The organism is Pseudomonas sp. Z3-6 (assembly GCF_051131985.1).
Lineage (GTDB): Bacteria > Pseudomonadota > Gammaproteobacteria > Pseudomonadales > Pseudomonadaceae > Aquipseudomonas > Aquipseudomonas zanjanensis.
In genome coordinates this window covers 3,907,837-3,922,496 of record NZ_CP071644.1, presented here as the reverse complement: position 1 = coordinate 3,922,496, position 14,660 = coordinate 3,907,837, and the positions used below count along the sequence as shown (strand labels likewise).

The window sequence follows — 14,660 nt, the reverse complement described above, 5'->3', positions numbered from 1 at the left end:
GTGCTCCTGATTCAACTCAAGATTGGATAAAGACATTGACCGGGAAATTCCCCAGCGCGGCGCTGATCAGCAGTTCCCTTTGGGGTGTGACTGTTGCGCTTGAAAAAAATCCCTTCAGTTTTTCATCCTTGGCGGCGAACGGTAACGACACGCGGGTATCGCCCCAATCCGACGCAACCACCAGCGGCACGGCACTGTTTTCCAGCAAATGCGCCACATGGACAGGTACGACAATGATCGCTCGCTGCTGCGAGTCCTCACGCATGAAAGCCAGCACCCGGTGGGCCTGCTCGCCGAGTACTTCCAACGGCTGGTAGCGGCCCTGGCGCCATAGCTGCGGGTACTCGGCCCGCATGGCCAAGGTCCTGGCGATCAATGCCTGCTTGATCCGGCCGTCACGCCAATCGCGTACCAGCGCGGCCGGCGTGTTGTCGGCGTGCATTGCCTCGCGGCGCGCCTGGAAATCCACCGGGCGGCGATTGTCCGGGTCCACCAGGCTGAAATCCCAGAACTCGTTGCCTTGGTACAGGTCCGGCACGCCGGGTACGGTCATGCGCAGCAAAGTTTGCGCCAGACTGTTGAGCGCACCCGCCGGCGCCATGGCGTGGACCGCCTCGGCAATGGCGCTGCGCAAGGGCAGCCCCTCATCGCCCAGCAGCAAGCGTTCGAGGAACATCTGGGTGGCTTGTTCATAAGCATCGTTGACCGCCGCCCAACTGCTTTGCAGCTTGGCTTCGCGCAGGGCCTTGCGTTGCCATTGCCATAGGCGCTCGTTGTATTCGACCAGTGCCTTGTGGTCTTGGAGGTCGAGATCCAGCGGCCAACTGCCGAGCAACGCTTGGTAGAGGATAAGTTCATCACCGGCCGAGGGCGCAGACGGATCGCTGTGCAGCGAAGGCGAGAGGATGCGCCATTGTTCGACGCAGGTGGCGTACCAATCGGCGCGTTCGCTGAGTACGGCCAGTCTGGCGCGGGTGTCTTCGCCGCGCTTGTGGTCGTGGGTGGCGGTGGTGATCAGGTTGTCAGGGAAGTGTTCGAGACGCTCGAGACACGCGTGGTGGAACTCTTGCACCGGGGCGCTGAAGCGCTCGGTGTTATAGCCGACGTCATTGCGCGACAGCAGCACCGCCGAGCGATAGAGCGCGGTGTCCTCCACGGCTTTGGCGGCCGCGGGCGACGTCAGTTGCTGGAAGCGCACGCAGGCGTGACGCAGGCGTTTACGCTGGCTGCCCCGCGGGCGTTGTCGCCAGGGCATTCCACCGAGCCAGCCGGCCAGGCAATCGAGCACCGGCCAATCGGCTTCGCTGAGGGTTTGCCGGGCACCTTCCAGGGCTTGGTTGAAAAACACTTCGTCTTCGGCGGAGCGCCCCAAGGGCGTGATGTAGGTGCGGTACACCGGGAAATGCACGATTAACGCCTGCAAGGCCCGCCGAATCGCGCCGAGGGTCAGGTCGCGGGTCATCACATCGTCCCGGGCCACTTGCAGCAGGGCCTGGGCGACACTTTCAAAATCCCCCGCCAAGGACCCATTGAGAATCTGTTGGCGAGCCAGGCGGGCTTCTTCAATGAAGTGTGCCGGCCGCTCGCTGTGCCGGCTCCAGAATTCGGCGAGGGGGGCGGCACCGGCCGGGTCGTGCTGCAGCAGCGAGACCTGGTTCATGAACTCGTAGCCGGTACTGCCGTCGATGTTCCAGTCCCGCCGCAACGTCTCGCCATCGCCGAGGATTTTCTCGACGAAGATCGGCAGGTGCCGCGACGGCGACAACGAGTCAAGACGCCTGCGTAATTTGCGGCAGTAACCGCGAGGGTCTGCGAGACCGTCGATGTGATCGATCCGCAGCCCATCCACCAAGCCTTCGCCGATCAGTTCGAAAATCTTGGCATGGGTGGCTTCGAATACGGCCGGGCGCTCGACCCGCAGCCCGCCCAGTTCGTTGACATCGAAAAAACGCCGCCAATTGATGTCGTCCGCTGCTGTGCGCCAGCTGGCGAGCCGGTAGCTCTGGCGCTCCAGCAACTGATGCAGACGCTCGAAACCCTGGGGCTGGGTGGAGTCGTAGGCGCCCAGGTTGTCCTCAATGGCGGCAAGGATGCCGGCGTGTGCCGCCAGGTCCTGCAACTCTGCTTGCAGCGGGCAGGCGAGGGTGTGGGCATCGGTCTGGTAATTCAGTGTAGTGAAGCGCTCGGCCAGTGCCTTGAGCGATTCGGCCTGTTCGACGGGCAGGGTTTCGGCGGGTCTGAGCAGCTCGCCGTAGTGCATCGGGCAAATCGGGAAGCGGTGTTCGTAATGCTCGACATAGAAGCTGCCGTGGGCGGAATCGAAGCGCAGTTGCAGGGTGCCTTCCTGCAACGCCACGCCGTAGTCGCTGCCCAGGAACGGTAGCAACAACTGGCCTTCCATCAGCGGGTCCGGGGAATGCCACTGGATGTCGAAAAACTCGCCGTAAGGGCTCAGGCGTCCCCATTCCAGCAAATCCAGCCACCAGGGATTGTCATTGCCGCCAACGGCCATGTGATTGGACACGATGTCGAGAATCAAGCCCATCCGATGCTCGCGCAACGTTGCAACCAAGCGCTTGAGCGCGGCTTCGCCACCCAGTTCGGGGTTGACCAGGGTCGGGTCGACAACGTCGTAGCCGTGCATGGAGCCGGCCCGGGCCTTGAGCAGCGGCGAAGCATAAATATGGCTGATGCCCAGCGAGGCGAAGTACGGCACCTGGGGGATGGCATCGTCCAGGGTGAAGCCTTTATGGAACTGCAGGCGTAACGTCGCCCGCAGGGGTTGGATCAACGTCTGTTTCATCGGTCACGCTCGTTCGCCTGAAGTCGCGCACAGGCGAGTATTTCCAGGCGCCGGGCGGCGTCCGGGTGGTCCAGCAGCGCCTGGCTCTGTTGGGCCAGGCGGCGGCGCCAGTTGGGGTGGGTGTCGATGGTGCCGGGCAGGTTGGCTTGCTCCTCGATGCCCAGGGCATCTTCGAGTGGCAGCAAGACCAGCGGCGCTCGGGTGTGGCCGAGGAAGCGCACGCTGGCATCGAGCACTTGGTCGGTCTCGCGATGTTCTTCGCGAAAATTCTGCGGGTCCTGGTTCAGCACTTGGCGCAGGCCTTCGCGTTCGCGCTCGCGGTGTTTGCGCCAGTCCATCTCGGTGGGCGAGTCGATCAGGTCCAGCCGGGCGTTCCAGTCGATGTCATGACCATGCCACCAGCCGTTGAGCGTCGGCAGGTCATGGGTGCTGGTGGTCGCCAGGGCGTTGTCCGGCCAGTCGAGGATGGGCTTGAAGTGGGTGTTGTCCTGTTCGAACAACAGTACGCGCATGCCCAGGATCGAGCGGGCAATGAGTTTTTCCCGCAAGCCATCCGGCACGGTACCGAGGTCTTCGCCGAGCACGATGGCCTGATGGCGATGGGATTCCAGTGCCAGCAGGCGCAGCAGGTCGTCCACTGGGTAATACAGGTAGGCACCATCGCTGGGTGGGGCATCGTTAGGGATCACCCAGAGCCGCTGCAAGCCCATCACATGGTCGATGCGCAAGCCGCCGGCGTGGGCGAAGTTGGCCCGCAGCATTTCAATGAAGGCGCGAAAGCCGTTGCGCACCAGGCCTTCCGGGGAAAACGCCGAGATGCCCCAGCCTTGGCCGGAGCGGTTGAGAATGTCCGGCGGCGCGCCCACGGTCAGTGACGCGAGCAGTTCGTCCTGGCGGCTCCAGGCCTGGCTGCCGCCACCGTCGGCGCCCACCGCCAGGTCGGCGATCAGGCCGATGCCCATGCCGCTGGACTTGGCGGCGCTTTGGGCGCGTTCCAGGCAACGGGCAATCAGCCATTGGCAAAAGGCGTAGAAGCCGATCTCATCGGCATTTTCCTCGGCGAAATGGGCCAGCGCCGGGCTGCGTGGATCACGCAGTTCTTCCGGCCACTGCCGCCAGTCGAGGCTTTCGCCCCGGGCCGCGCGTTCGGCCTGCAAGGCTTCGAAGCGGCAATGGTTCTCCAGTGCTTCGCCGCTGCTGTGACGAAAACTGCTGAAGTCTTCGTGCAACGGGTGCGCGCCCTGGCTGAACCCGTCATACAGGGCGCGGAGGATTTTCTGCTTGGCCTGGGCGGCGACCGGCCAGTCGATCAGCGGCTGTTCTTCCAGGTTGCGCAGTTGATTGGTCAAACCAGTGGCGTCGATGGCGGTGCGCAGGGCGCGTTCACCGAGGATGGTGCCAGGCGCGGCGTACAGGCTGTTGAGAAACAATCGGCTGGATGGCGAATAAGGGCTGTAGCGTCCGGTGTCGCTGCTGAACATGGCGTGCATCGGGCTGATGGCAATGGCCTCGGCACCGCGCTCGCCGGCCACCCGGGCCAGTTCTTCCAGCGCCTGGGTGTCACCGAAGCCACCGTCGCCGGGGCGTCGCAAGGCGTACAGCTGCGCGCTCAGGCCCCAGGCCCGTGGCGTCGGGTCGTCCACCGCATCGGCCACGCTGTAGCAGCGGGCCGGTGCGACGGCCAGGGTGAAATGCTGGTTCTGGATATGGACGTGCTGATAGCCCACCGGGACCATCCCTGGCAGCCTGGCCTCGGCATCGAGGTTCAGGTGCAGTGTCGCGCCGTCTTCGAGTTTGATTTCGCAGGGCGTCCCGGCCTCGAAGTAGCGGCCCAAGTCCAGGCTGGCCCCGACATCGGCTGTGATCAGCGGTGGCAGTTGATGGTTCTGTTGATCTTCCTGCAACTGCAGCAGGCTGGCGTCGATTTCCTGGGCGCTGCCGGCGGGATGGCCCAGGCCGGTAAGGACCGAGCGCAGGACGGCCGGCGAGACTTTCTGGGCCCTGCCATTGGCATCGATCCAATCCACCGCCAGGCCCGCTCGGCCGGCGAGGATTTCCAGTTGCGCATCGCTCATAGGCGCTCTCCAGTGATGGTGGGCAAGGTTGTCGCCTGCGTCAGACTGACCAGCGCGCTGTAGGGCGCAAGGACGCCCTGTTGCAACAGACCCATGGCCTGCTGCGGATGTTCGAAAAGAATGCGTGCTTCTTCAGGGGCCTGGTGTTCGACGGGGCGTTCGCCAAGGTTCAGGTCGATGCGCAACACGCTGCCATCGCCCAGTCGCCAGCGTGCGCTGACGGCGCCATGGCCCAGCACATCGGCCCCGAGGGCTTGAGCGCCGGGCAGGCGCGGGACGATGTCCTCACGGCGGATTTTCAGCAGTTGGCGATACAGCGCCTCGCTGGCCTGTTGCTCCGGTCGCTGCGGTTCCAGGCTCGGGCGTGACGCCTCGAAGGTGCCGGCCGCGTTGGGGTCGGGAATTCGCTCGCGTGTCTGCGGATCGGCGAAGGCACTGAAGGCCTTGAACTCGTTTCGTCGGCCTTCGCGCACGAGTTCTGCCAGCTCGCCATGGTGGCTGGTGAAGAACAGGAACGGTTGTTCGGCCGCTGCTTCATCGCCCATGAACAGCAGCGGGATCATCGGTGACAACAGCAACAAGGCCGTCGCTGCTTGCAGGGCCTGGGGGGCGGCGAGCTGATGCAGGCGTTCGCCGAGGGCACGGTTGCCGATCTGGTCATGGTTTTGCAGGAACAGCACGAATGCGCTCGGCGGCAAGTGGCCACTGGGCTCGCCCCTGGATTCGCCATGGCGATTGATGTGGCCCTGGAAGACAAAGCCCTGGCTGAGGCAGCGTGCCAGTTGTTCCGTCGGCTGCTCGGCATAGTCGGCGTAGTAGGCGTCGGTCTCGCCGGTCAGCAACACATGCAAGGCATTGTGGCCGTCGTCGTTCCACTGGGCGTCGTAGCCCTGTTCCAGCAGGCTGGCCCGGTTGTGTTCGTTTTCCACCGTCAGCCAGACATGCCGGACCGGGTCCACCTGCTCGCGCACCCTGGCTGCCAGTTCTTGAAGGAAGTCCGGATCTTCGATGGCATGCACCGCGTCGAGGCGCAGACCGTCGAAACGGTATTCCAACAGCCACATCAGCGCATTGTCGATGAAGAAGTCCCGCACTTCGCGACGGCGGAAATCGATCGCCGCGCCCCAGGGCGTGTGCTTGTCTTCGCGGAAGAAGCCCTTGGCATAGCGGTGCAGGTAATTGCCGTCAGGGCCGAAGTGGTTGTAGACCACGTCCAGGATGACGGACAGGCCATGACCGTGGGCACTGTCGATCAGATGCTTGAGCTGTTCAGGTGTGCCGTAGGAAGCCTGGGGCGCGTAGGGCAGGACCCCGTCGTAGCCCCAGTTGCGATCACCGGGAAACTGCGCCAGCGGCATCAGCTCGATGGCGGTGACGCCCAGCCCGGCCAGGCGCGCCAGATGCTGTTCGACGCCATTGAAACCGCCGAGGGCGCCCACGTGCAGTTCGTAGATCACGGCTTCGTGCCAGGGGCGACCGGACCATTGAGTGTGCCGCCAGGAGTAGGCATGGGGGTCGACCACTACGCTGTGTCGGTCGATGTCGCCGGCCTGGGCGCGAGAGGCCGGGTCCGGCACCTCCAGCTCGCCGTCGATGTTGTAGCGATAGCGGGTGCCGGCGGGGCAACGGGTCTGGATCATGAACCAGCCGTCGGCTTGGGGCAGTAGCGGTATTGAATCGCCAGTGTCGAGTTCGACACTGACAAAAAAAGCATCCGGGGCCCAGAGGGCGAAGCGGGTGTGCTCGTCATCCAGCATCACCGCGCCGTGGGTCCATGTTTCAGGCGTCCTTGACGTCATTGTTACCTCATTGTCTGGCCGATTTTCCCAGGGACTTTGCCACCAGCTGTTCGTAGAGTTCGGCGTAGGGTTCCACGGCCTTGCACCAGTTGAACGGCGCCGACATGGCCCGGCAGCGCATGGCGTTGAGCAAGTCGGGGAACTCGAAGACCTTGAAGGCCCGGCTCAAGGCCTGTTTGTAGCTCTCCACCGTGGACTCATCGAACAGGAAACCGGTGATGCCATCTTCGATGGTGTCCGCCAAGCCTCCGGTATTGCGCGCCACCGGCAGCGAGCCGAAGCGTTGGGCGTACATCTGGCTCAAGCCGCAAGGCTCGTAGCGCGACGGCATCAGCAGGAAGTCGCTGCCGGCAAACATCCGCCGGGCATCGGTTTCGTTGAAGCCAATGCGTACGCCGATGCGGCCGGGGAAGCGCAGCGCCAGTTCGCGCATGGCCTGTTCTTCCTCCGGTTCGCCACGGCCGATGATGGCGATCTGGCCACCGGACTCGACGATGAACTCGGCGACCGCTTCGGTCAGGTCCAGGCCTTTCTGGTAGACCAGGCGCGATACCACGGCGAACAGCGGGCCCGTGGAGTCGTCGAGTCCGAACAGCTCCCGCACATGGCTCGCGTTGACCGCCTTGCCGTCCCAGTCGCCGATGGCGAACTGGCGGAACAGGTGCGAATCGGTGGCCGAATCCCAGCTTTCATCGATGCCGTTGGGAATGCCGCTGAGCAAGCCCTGTTGGGTCTTGGCCGCGAGGAAACCGTCGAGCCCGCAACCAAACGCCGGGGTAGTGATCTCCTGGGCGTAGGTGGCGCTGACGGTGGTGATATGGCTGGAATAGGCCATCCCGGCCTTGAGGAACGACAGTTTGCCGTAGAACTCCATGCCTTCCTGTTGCAGGGCGTGCTCGGGGATGCCCAGCTCCGGGCAGGAGGCGAGGCTGACCACGCCCTGGTACGCCAGGTTGTGGATGGTGAACAGGGTCGGGGTGCGTTGCCCGCGCCAGTGCATATAAGCGGGCGCCAACCCGGCTGGCCAGTCGTGGGCGTGGACGAGGTCCGGGCACCAGTGGATCTGGGCGAGGTTGGCGGCGATGTCGGCGGCGGCCAGGCCCAGGCGGGCGAAGCGGATGTGGTTGTCGGGCCAGTCGCGGCCGTTGTTGGCGCCGTAGGGCGAGCCTTCGCGGGCGAACAGTTCCGGGCAGATCAGGACGTAGATCACCAGGCCATCGGCCATGTCCATGCGTCCGATCTTGCAGGGCGGCAGTGCGGCGTGGCCGCCCAGTTCGCCGATGATGTGGATCGGATTGCCGCTGTTCATCACTTGCGGATAGCCGGGGATCAGCACCCGGACATCATGCAGCCCGGCCATGGCCCGGGGCAGTGCCGAGGACACGTCGCCCAGGCCGCCGGTCTTGACCAGGTCGGCGATTTCCGAGGTGACGAACAGGATTTTCTTGCGATTGGGGTTCTGTCGAGCGACGGGGAGCAGTGCCTTGCCGCCGGTGGCCAACACCGGGGCCGTCGGCGATTCGGCCGCCGGCGGTAATTGTGAACGGACTTGTTGTGGTTCCAAGGCAGCACTGATCATAAATATCTCCCATTTTCTCGATCTGTTTCCGGCAAGCGCCAGAGCTGTTGTTTCATTGGCCGAATCCTGCGGCCAGGCGCACAAGCGCTACGAAGGAAAGCAAACGGCTACCCAAACGCGGCGAAGCGAAGCAGCTGGAGGAGCTGTTGCAATGACCAGTGCAAGGACTGCACCAGTCGCTGTTGCCCTACCTCTAACCTGACCTGTCGCCGTTGCGAAAAGTTTCGACTTTTTTTCGTCTGGATGACCGGTCGGTTTTCCCCCCGGTTAGGCAGTCTAGGTCAGATCCTAGAGCGGTGCGGTTCGGTTCGTCGCATTGTCCGACAATCACGTTTTTTAGCGGCAATGTCTTACACGACGTCGGGGAATACGCACCGACGAAGTGCACATTCCTGAAAAGAAAAAAGTGTAGGGGGAGGGAGTTGGTTCACTGATGTGCGCGATGGGATGGCGCGACGCACCATCGGGGGGCGGGTGAAATAGCGGCGTTTTGATGGCCAATGTCCGCGCTGAAACACGCTGTTTCTGTGGGAGCGGGCTTGCTCGCGAATGCGGTCTGTCAGCCACATATTGGCTGACTGATACACCCATTCGCGAGCAAGCCCGCTCCCACAGCAGGAGATGTTCTGGGTATTGAGGAGCGGGTTCAGCCCGCCGGCGTCAGCAACCGAATCGGCGTGCCCGCAGCCCAAGCCAGCAGGTCTTCGATCATCAGGGAATAGAACTGCTGGTAATTCCGTCGGCTGACGTAACCCAGGTGCGGCGTGGCCAGTACGTTGTCCAGCGTTCGGAACGGATGGGCGGCAGGCAAGGGCTCCTGGGCAAAGACGTCCAGGGCGGCACCGGCCAAGCGTTTGTGCTGGAGGGCGTCGATCAGGGCGGTTTCATCGACGATAGGCCCGCGGGAGGTGTTGACCAGCAGCGCCTCGGATTTCATCCAGGCCAGCGCCTGGGCATCCACCAGGCCGCGGGTGCGTTCGCCGAGCACCAGGTGGATAGAGAGGATGTCGGCCTGTTCGAACAACGCCTGTTTGCTGACATAGGTCACGCCCACTTCGGCGGCTCGTTCGGCGCTGAGGTTCTGGCTCCAGGCGATGACCCGCATGCCGAACACCTGGCCGAATTGCGCCACCCGCGTGCCGATGCTGCCCAGGCCGAGGATTGCCAGCGTCTTGCCGTGCAGGTCGCCGCCCAGGCCTTGCTGCCACAGCCCGGCGCGCAAGGCATTGGCTTCCTGCACCAGGTTGCGGGTCAGGGCCATGATCAGCGCCCAGGTCAGTTCGGGCGTGGCGTGTTTGTAGCTGTCGGTGCCGCAGACCTGGATGCCCAATTCGGCGGCGGCCTTCAGGTCCAGGGCGGCATTGCGCATGCCGCCGGTGAGCAGCAGCTTGAGATTGGGCAAGCGGCGCAGCAGGCCTTCGTCGAACACGGTGCGTTCGCGCATCACGCAGATCACCTCGAAGCGCTGCAAGCGTTCGGCGAGGGTGTCGCGGTCGGCGGGGTAGTCGTGGAGAAACGTCACCTGGCCGACGCTGTCGAGCACCGACCAATCCACCACGCCGCGTGCCACATCTTGCCAATCGTCTATGACTGCTATTTGCACCGCCATGGATCACCTCGTCAGGGAATGGGTTTGTCCAGCCAGCCGAGCAGCGCCTTATGGAACCGATCCGGCTCTTCCATTTGCGGGGCGTGCCCCAGATTGGGGAACTCCACCAGGGTCGCGCGGGGAATCAGCCCGGCCACCTGCTTGCCCAGTACCTCGTAGTGACCCAGTTTGGCCTTGACCGCCGGCGGCGCGATGTCGCTGCCGATGGCGGTGGTGTCCGAGGTGCCGATCAGCAGCAGGGTGGGCACGGTCAGGTCCTTGAACTCGTAGTAGACCGGCTGGGTGAAGATCATGTCGTAGATCAGCGCCGAGTTCCATGCCACTTGCTGATGACCCGGGCCCTTGTTCAAGCCGGCAAGCATGTCCACCCAACGGTCGAACTCAGGTTTCCAGCGGCCGGCGTAATAGGTTGTGCGCTCGTAATTGCGAATGCCTTCGGCGGTGACCTTCAGCTCACGGGCGTACCATTGGTCCACGGTGCGGTAGGGTACGCCCAAGGCTTTCCAGTCTTCCAGGCCGATGGGGTTGACCATTGCCAGGCGTTCGACCTGATCGGGAAACTGCAACGCGTAGCGGGTGGCGAGCATCCCGCCGGTGGAATGGCCGAGGACGATGGCTTTCTGTACGCCGAGGGCCTTGAGCAAGGCTTGGGTGTTGTTTGCCAGTTGCTGGAAGCTGTACTGGTAATACTCGGGTTTGCTCGAGGTGCAGAAGCCAATCTGGTCTGCCGCGACGACCCGGTAGCCGGCCTCGCTGAGGGTCTTGATCGAATCGCCCCAAGTGGCAGCGCAGAAATTCTTGCCGTGCATCAGCACCACCGTGCGGCCATTGACCTTGCCTTGGGCCGGCACGTCCATATAGCCCATCTGCAAGGATTGGCCCTGGGACTGTAAGGCGAAATGCTTGAGGGTGTAGGGGTATTCGAAACCTTCCAGCTGCGCACCGTAGGCCGGGCCTTCCGGTGGATTGGCGGCCTGGGCGAGCAGGGGCAGGGCGGCGGTGAGGAACAGGCTGGGCAACCAACGGGGCATGATTCGGGACATGGTCGATCTCCTTGTGGCCGCCGCCGATCCTGGCGCGACCCGATTATGGCGACATTAACCACAGGCAACCGAACGGCCCGAACGTTCAACCCATCCAGCCCAGCGTGGCCAGGGCGAGCACGCCATAGCGCATGCCTTTGGCCAGGGTCACGATCAGCAGGAAACGCCGCCACGGCTCGCCCATCACTCCCGCCACCAGGGTCAGCGGGTCGCCGATGATCGGCAGCCAACTGAGCAACAGCGACCAGCGGCCGAAGCGCTGGTAATGCAGGCGAGCCTTGTCCAGGTGGGCCGGGCTGACCGGGAACCAGCGCCGGTCCTTGAAGTGCTCCAGGCGCGTGCCCAGCCACCAGTTCACCAGCGAACCCAGGACGTTGCCGACCGTGGCGACCGCGAGCAGCAACCAGGTTTCGTGGCGCTCGCTGAGCAACAGGCCGACCAACAAGGCCTCCGACTGCAGCGGCAACAAGGTCGCCGCGCCGAACGCCGCCAGGAACAAGCCGAGATAGGCTTCGCCCATCAGTGGGCCGGGTAATCCGCCACCACGGTTTGGGTCCCGTCTTTTTTCTGGCCGATCACTTGATAAGCGTCGCTCATGCCATCCATTTCCATGCCGGGCGAGCCCATGGGCATGCCCGGCGCGGCGACACCGAGCAAGTCATCGCGCTTGCCCAGCGCCAGCACCTGGTCGGCCGGGACATGGCCTTCGACGAATTTGCCGTTGATTTCGGCGGTGTGGCAGGAGCGCAGGTCCGGCGCCACGCCCAGGCGTTGCTTGACCGAACTCATGTCGGCCTCGACATGGTCGTTGACCTTGAAGCCGTTTTCTTGCAGATGCGAGATCCACTTTTTGCAGCAGCCGCAATTGGCATCGCGGTGCACATCGATGGTCACCGGCTCGGCGGCCTGGGCCAGGGAGGTGAGGAACAGGGCGCTCAAGGCGAGCAGGTGCAGGGGGTTGGCCATGGAAGTGGTCTCGTGTCGTACGGTTTGGAGGGAGGATAACAGAGTAGCGAGCACGAGCTGACAGGGTGCTGAGGCGGGGATTACAGAATTGTCAGGTTGGGAGAGTAAACAAGCTGCCCCCAATTGAGAGGGCATCACCCATCGCTTGTGTGGCGAGGGAGCTTGCTCCCGCTGGGGCGCGAAGCGGCCCCAAGACAGCTTGCTCAAAATACCTGACGCACGGAGGTGCTGGGCAAGGGGGCCGCTGCGCAGCCCAGCGGGAGCAAGCTCCCTCGCCACGGTTTGTGGACCAACAACCTGTAGGAGCACGCTCACTCCCACAGATCAGGGGCGGATGTGGGGTCTGAGTCCGCGTCAGCGCACCTTGAACCGCCCCATGATCGCATTCACCCGGGTATTGGCTTCCAGCAGTTGCCGGGTATTGGCCTCGCTGGCCAGGCCGCTTTCCACCAGTTCCTCCACCATGTGGCGGATTTGCACCATGCTGCGATTGATCTCCTCGGTCACTGCGCTCTGTTGCTCGGCGGCGGTGGCGATCTGGGTGCTCAGGCTGTTGATCTGGCTGACGGAGCCGGCCATTTCGTCCAGGCCCGAGTTCACCCGTGACGTCGCATCGGCGGCCGACTGGCAACTGGCCTGGGTGTTTTCCATGGCCGAGACCGACGAACTAACGCCCTGGGTCAGGCGGGTCAGCATTTCGTTGATTTCCGAGGTGCTGGCCTGGGTGCGAGCGGCGAGGGCGCGGACCTCGTCGGCCACCACGGCGAAACCACGGCCTTGCTCACCGGCCCGGGCGGCTTCGATGGCGGCGTTGAGGGCCAGCAGGTTGGTCTGCCCGGCGATGGCGCCGATCACGCCGAGGATTTCGGTGATGCGCTGGGCGTCCTGTTGCATGCTCTCGACCTTGCGGGTGGCGCTGGCCACCTCATCGATCAGCGCCACCACACTGTTGGAGGCCTCGCCGACGACCACGCGGGAGCGGTCGGCATGCTCGTTGGCGCGTTGGGTGAACGCGGCGGTCTCGGCGGCGTTTTGCGCGACGCTTTCAGCCGTGGAGCTCATCTGGGTGATGGCGGTCACGGTCTGGTCGGTTTCCGAGGCGTGGCGCATCAGGATTTCGCTGGTGTGGGCCGAGGTCCGCTGCAGATCGCCGAGGCTCGACGCCATGGCGCCGGTGGCCTGGGTGACTTCACCGATCATGCCTTGCAGGTAAGCGATGAAGCGGTTGACCGAATGACCGATCGCGCCCAATTCATCCTCGGCCCGGATGATGATGCGTCGGGTCAGGTCGGCATCGCCCGTGGACAGGGCGTCGATGTTGCCTTTGAGCACCTTCATGCGGTGGGTCAATTGGCGGATCGCGTAAAGTTGCATCAACACCAACAGGATCACCATTGGGATCTGCAGCAGGCTCAAGGTGTTCAGCACATCGTCGCGTTGGGCGGTGATCAGTCGGGTTGGCAGCGCAGTGGCAAGGAACCACGGCGAACCTTCGATAGGGCGCATGAAGAACGTGCTGGCCTCGCCCTTGTTGTCGAATTCGACCCGCTGCAACGGCTGGTCACGCTTGGCCAGGCCTGCCTTGACCTGGGCAGCGAATGGCGAGGATGCCGCCAAGTCGCTGATATTCTTCAACACGATCGGCCCGCTGATGCGCGAACTGTTGCTGATGATCTTGCCGTCGCCTTCGACGATCAGCATTTCGGCGCTCAGGTCGGCTTCCTTGCGCGCAATCAGGTCGTTGAAGAAGCCCAGGGTCACGTCGATGGTGGACACGCCGTAAGGCACGCCATTCTTCTGGATGGCCATGGCGCAGTTGGTGCGGGGCTCGGCGCTGGCGTCGTCTTTATAGGCTGCGGCCCAGGCGCATTTGCCAGGCGGCGTGGCCATGCCGCCCTTGTGCCAGGGTTGTTCGTAATAGTTGGGCGCGGCGTCACTGTTCCAGAAGGTATTGACCACCAGCTTGCCGGACGCATCGCGATGCCAGAACGTGCTGAACTTGCTACGTCCCTCGGCCCGCTGGTTGGGCAATGGCCAGATCCCGCCGCCGAAGACTTTCAACTCGCCGTACTGGTCCACCAGCCCCGGCAATACTTTGTCGATGGCATCGCTGTCGAGCAACGGGATGGTCTGGGTGATGCTGCGTTGCTGCGCCTGCACCTTGTTCAGTTCGCCCTGGATCTGCTCGGCAACCTCGGCGATGCGGTTCAGCGCCACTTGCTCTTCAGTCTGGCGCAGCTTGGGCGCCACCAGGTAACTGATGCCCACCACGGTCAGGAGGGACAACACCAGCATGAAAATGACCAGGGACAGGGTGTAGCGAGCCTGAATCGTTCGGAATGAGGGCATGTGGAAAATCCTTGCACGAAGGCGACTTTCTGGAGCAAGCGGATGGGCAGTCCTGACTATATCGGCCTGGTGGGACGCAGCTTTAGAGGTCAGTCAGTCGAGGAATTAAAGCGGGTGGATTGCACGAAGACACGCCTTCGGCTGTACCATGGGGCCCCGTTGGTTGCCCGTCATTCCGGCAATACGGTATGGACCTGGCAGCCTTTGGATACAGAACGGATACATTCAGGAAATTGGCAATGACTCATTCGCAACGTTTGAAATACTCGATTCTGATCGTCCTCGTCGTCCTGGCAGTCATGCTGGGGCTGTCCTGGATGCAGGGCCAGGGCATGATCAGCGAGCAGCTGTTTCAATACATCGCCATTGCCGTGGCGGTCATCGTGGTGGTGATCAACGGCGTGATGCGGCGCAAGGTCAAGCCCTGAGCGCCGGGT

The 14,660-nt window shown here is 63.4% G+C and carries 10 protein-coding genes; 1 reads left to right on the top strand and 9 read right to left on the bottom strand.

The window, feature by feature from the left end:
- Positions 1–16 precede the first annotated feature (16 nt).
- The 9 genes from J3P88_RS17335 to J3P88_RS17295 form a co-directional block, all read right to left on the bottom strand.
- Positions 17–2,803, bottom strand: coding sequence for a malto-oligosyltrehalose synthase (locus tag J3P88_RS17335; protein ID WP_434570559.1), 2,787 nt, complete (start codon positions 2,801–2,803; stop codon positions 17–19).
- A complete protein-coding gene (gene malQ, locus J3P88_RS17330) occupies positions 2,800–4,878 on the bottom strand; it encodes a 4-alpha-glucanotransferase (protein WP_434570557.1) in 2,079 nt (692 codons plus the stop codon). The genes J3P88_RS17335 and malQ overlap by 4 nt, the downstream gene beginning before the upstream one ends.
- Entirely contained in the window at positions 4,875–6,677 is a 1,803-nt protein-coding gene (gene treZ / locus J3P88_RS17325; protein ID WP_434570555.1) for a malto-oligosyltrehalose trehalohydrolase, read from the bottom strand. Before treZ ends, malQ begins: the two co-directional genes overlap by 4 nt.
- A gap of 7 nt (positions 6,678–6,684) precedes the next feature.
- Positions 6,685–8,256, bottom strand: coding sequence for a glycogen synthase GlgA (gene glgA / locus J3P88_RS17320; protein WP_186705715.1), 1,572 nt, complete (start codon positions 8,254–8,256; stop codon positions 6,685–6,687).
- A 646-nt stretch (positions 8,257–8,902) separates the two neighbouring features.
- Positions 8,903–9,865 carry a D-2-hydroxyacid dehydrogenase family protein gene (locus J3P88_RS17315; protein ID WP_434570553.1) on the bottom strand — a complete coding sequence of 321 codons (963 nt, stop codon included), beginning with the start codon at positions 9,863–9,865 and terminating at the stop codon, positions 8,903–8,905.
- Positions 9,866–9,876: 11 nt separating this feature from the next.
- The gene (locus tag J3P88_RS17310; protein ID WP_434570551.1) at positions 9,877–10,908 is read right to left on the bottom strand and encodes an alpha/beta fold hydrolase; all 1,032 of its coding nucleotides are present in this window, start codon (positions 10,906–10,908) and stop codon (positions 9,877–9,879) included.
- A gap of 85 nt (positions 10,909–10,993) precedes the next feature.
- Complete coding sequence (locus J3P88_RS17305) at positions 10,994–11,428, bottom strand: YqaA family protein (protein WP_186705712.1); 435 nt, start codon at positions 11,426–11,428, stop codon at positions 10,994–10,996.
- On the bottom strand, positions 11,428–11,874 hold the full coding sequence (locus J3P88_RS17300; protein WP_434570549.1) for a DUF411 domain-containing protein: 447 nt from the start codon (positions 11,872–11,874) through the stop codon (positions 11,428–11,430). The genes J3P88_RS17305 and J3P88_RS17300 overlap by 1 nt, the downstream gene beginning before the upstream one ends.
- Positions 11,875–12,228: 354 nt before the next feature.
- Positions 12,229–14,223 carry a methyl-accepting chemotaxis protein gene (locus J3P88_RS17295; protein ID WP_434570547.1) on the bottom strand — a complete coding sequence of 665 codons (1,995 nt, stop codon included), beginning with the start codon at positions 14,221–14,223 and terminating at the stop codon, positions 12,229–12,231.
- 239 nt (positions 14,224–14,462) lie between these two features.
- Here J3P88_RS17295 and J3P88_RS17290 point away from each other — a divergent pair, with 239 nt between their 5' ends.
- Positions 14,463–14,651 carry a hypothetical protein gene (locus tag J3P88_RS17290; protein WP_434570545.1) on the top strand — a complete coding sequence of 63 codons (189 nt, stop codon included), beginning with the start codon at positions 14,463–14,465 and terminating at the stop codon, positions 14,649–14,651.
- The last annotated feature ends 9 nt before the right edge of the window (positions 14,652–14,660 follow it).

What these genes read in the sequence shown, in the direction of transcription:
- J3P88_RS17335 (WP_434570559.1), bottom strand. Translation starts at nt 2,803, where the DNA reads ATGAAACAGACGTTGATCCAACCCCTGCGGGCGACGTTACGCCTGCAG.
- malQ (WP_434570557.1), bottom strand. Translation starts at nt 4,878, where the DNA reads ATGAGCGATGCGCAACTGGAAATCCTCGCCGGCCGAGCGGGCCTGGCG.
- treZ (WP_434570555.1), bottom strand. Translation starts at nt 6,677, where the DNA reads ATGACGTCAAGGACGCCTGAAACATGGACCCACGGCGCGGTGATGCTG.
- glgA (WP_186705715.1), bottom strand. Translation starts at nt 8,256, where the DNA reads ATGATCAGTGCTGCCTTGGAACCACAACAAGTCCGTTCACAATTACCG.
- J3P88_RS17315 (WP_434570553.1), bottom strand. Translation starts at nt 9,865, where the DNA reads ATGGCGGTGCAAATAGCAGTCATAGACGATTGGCAAGATGTGGCACGC.
- J3P88_RS17310 (WP_434570551.1), bottom strand. Translation starts at nt 10,908, where the DNA reads ATGTCCCGAATCATGCCCCGTTGGTTGCCCAGCCTGTTCCTCACCGCC.
- J3P88_RS17305 (WP_186705712.1), bottom strand. Translation starts at nt 11,428, where the DNA reads ATGGGCGAAGCCTATCTCGGCTTGTTCCTGGCGGCGTTCGGCGCGGCG.
- J3P88_RS17300 (WP_434570549.1), bottom strand. Translation starts at nt 11,874, where the DNA reads ATGGCCAACCCCCTGCACCTGCTCGCCTTGAGCGCCCTGTTCCTCACC.
- J3P88_RS17295 (WP_434570547.1), bottom strand. Translation starts at nt 14,223, where the DNA reads ATGCCCTCATTCCGAACGATTCAGGCTCGCTACACCCTGTCCCTGGTC.
- J3P88_RS17290 (WP_434570545.1), top strand. Translation starts at nt 14,463, where the DNA reads ATGACTCATTCGCAACGTTTGAAATACTCGATTCTGATCGTCCTCGTC.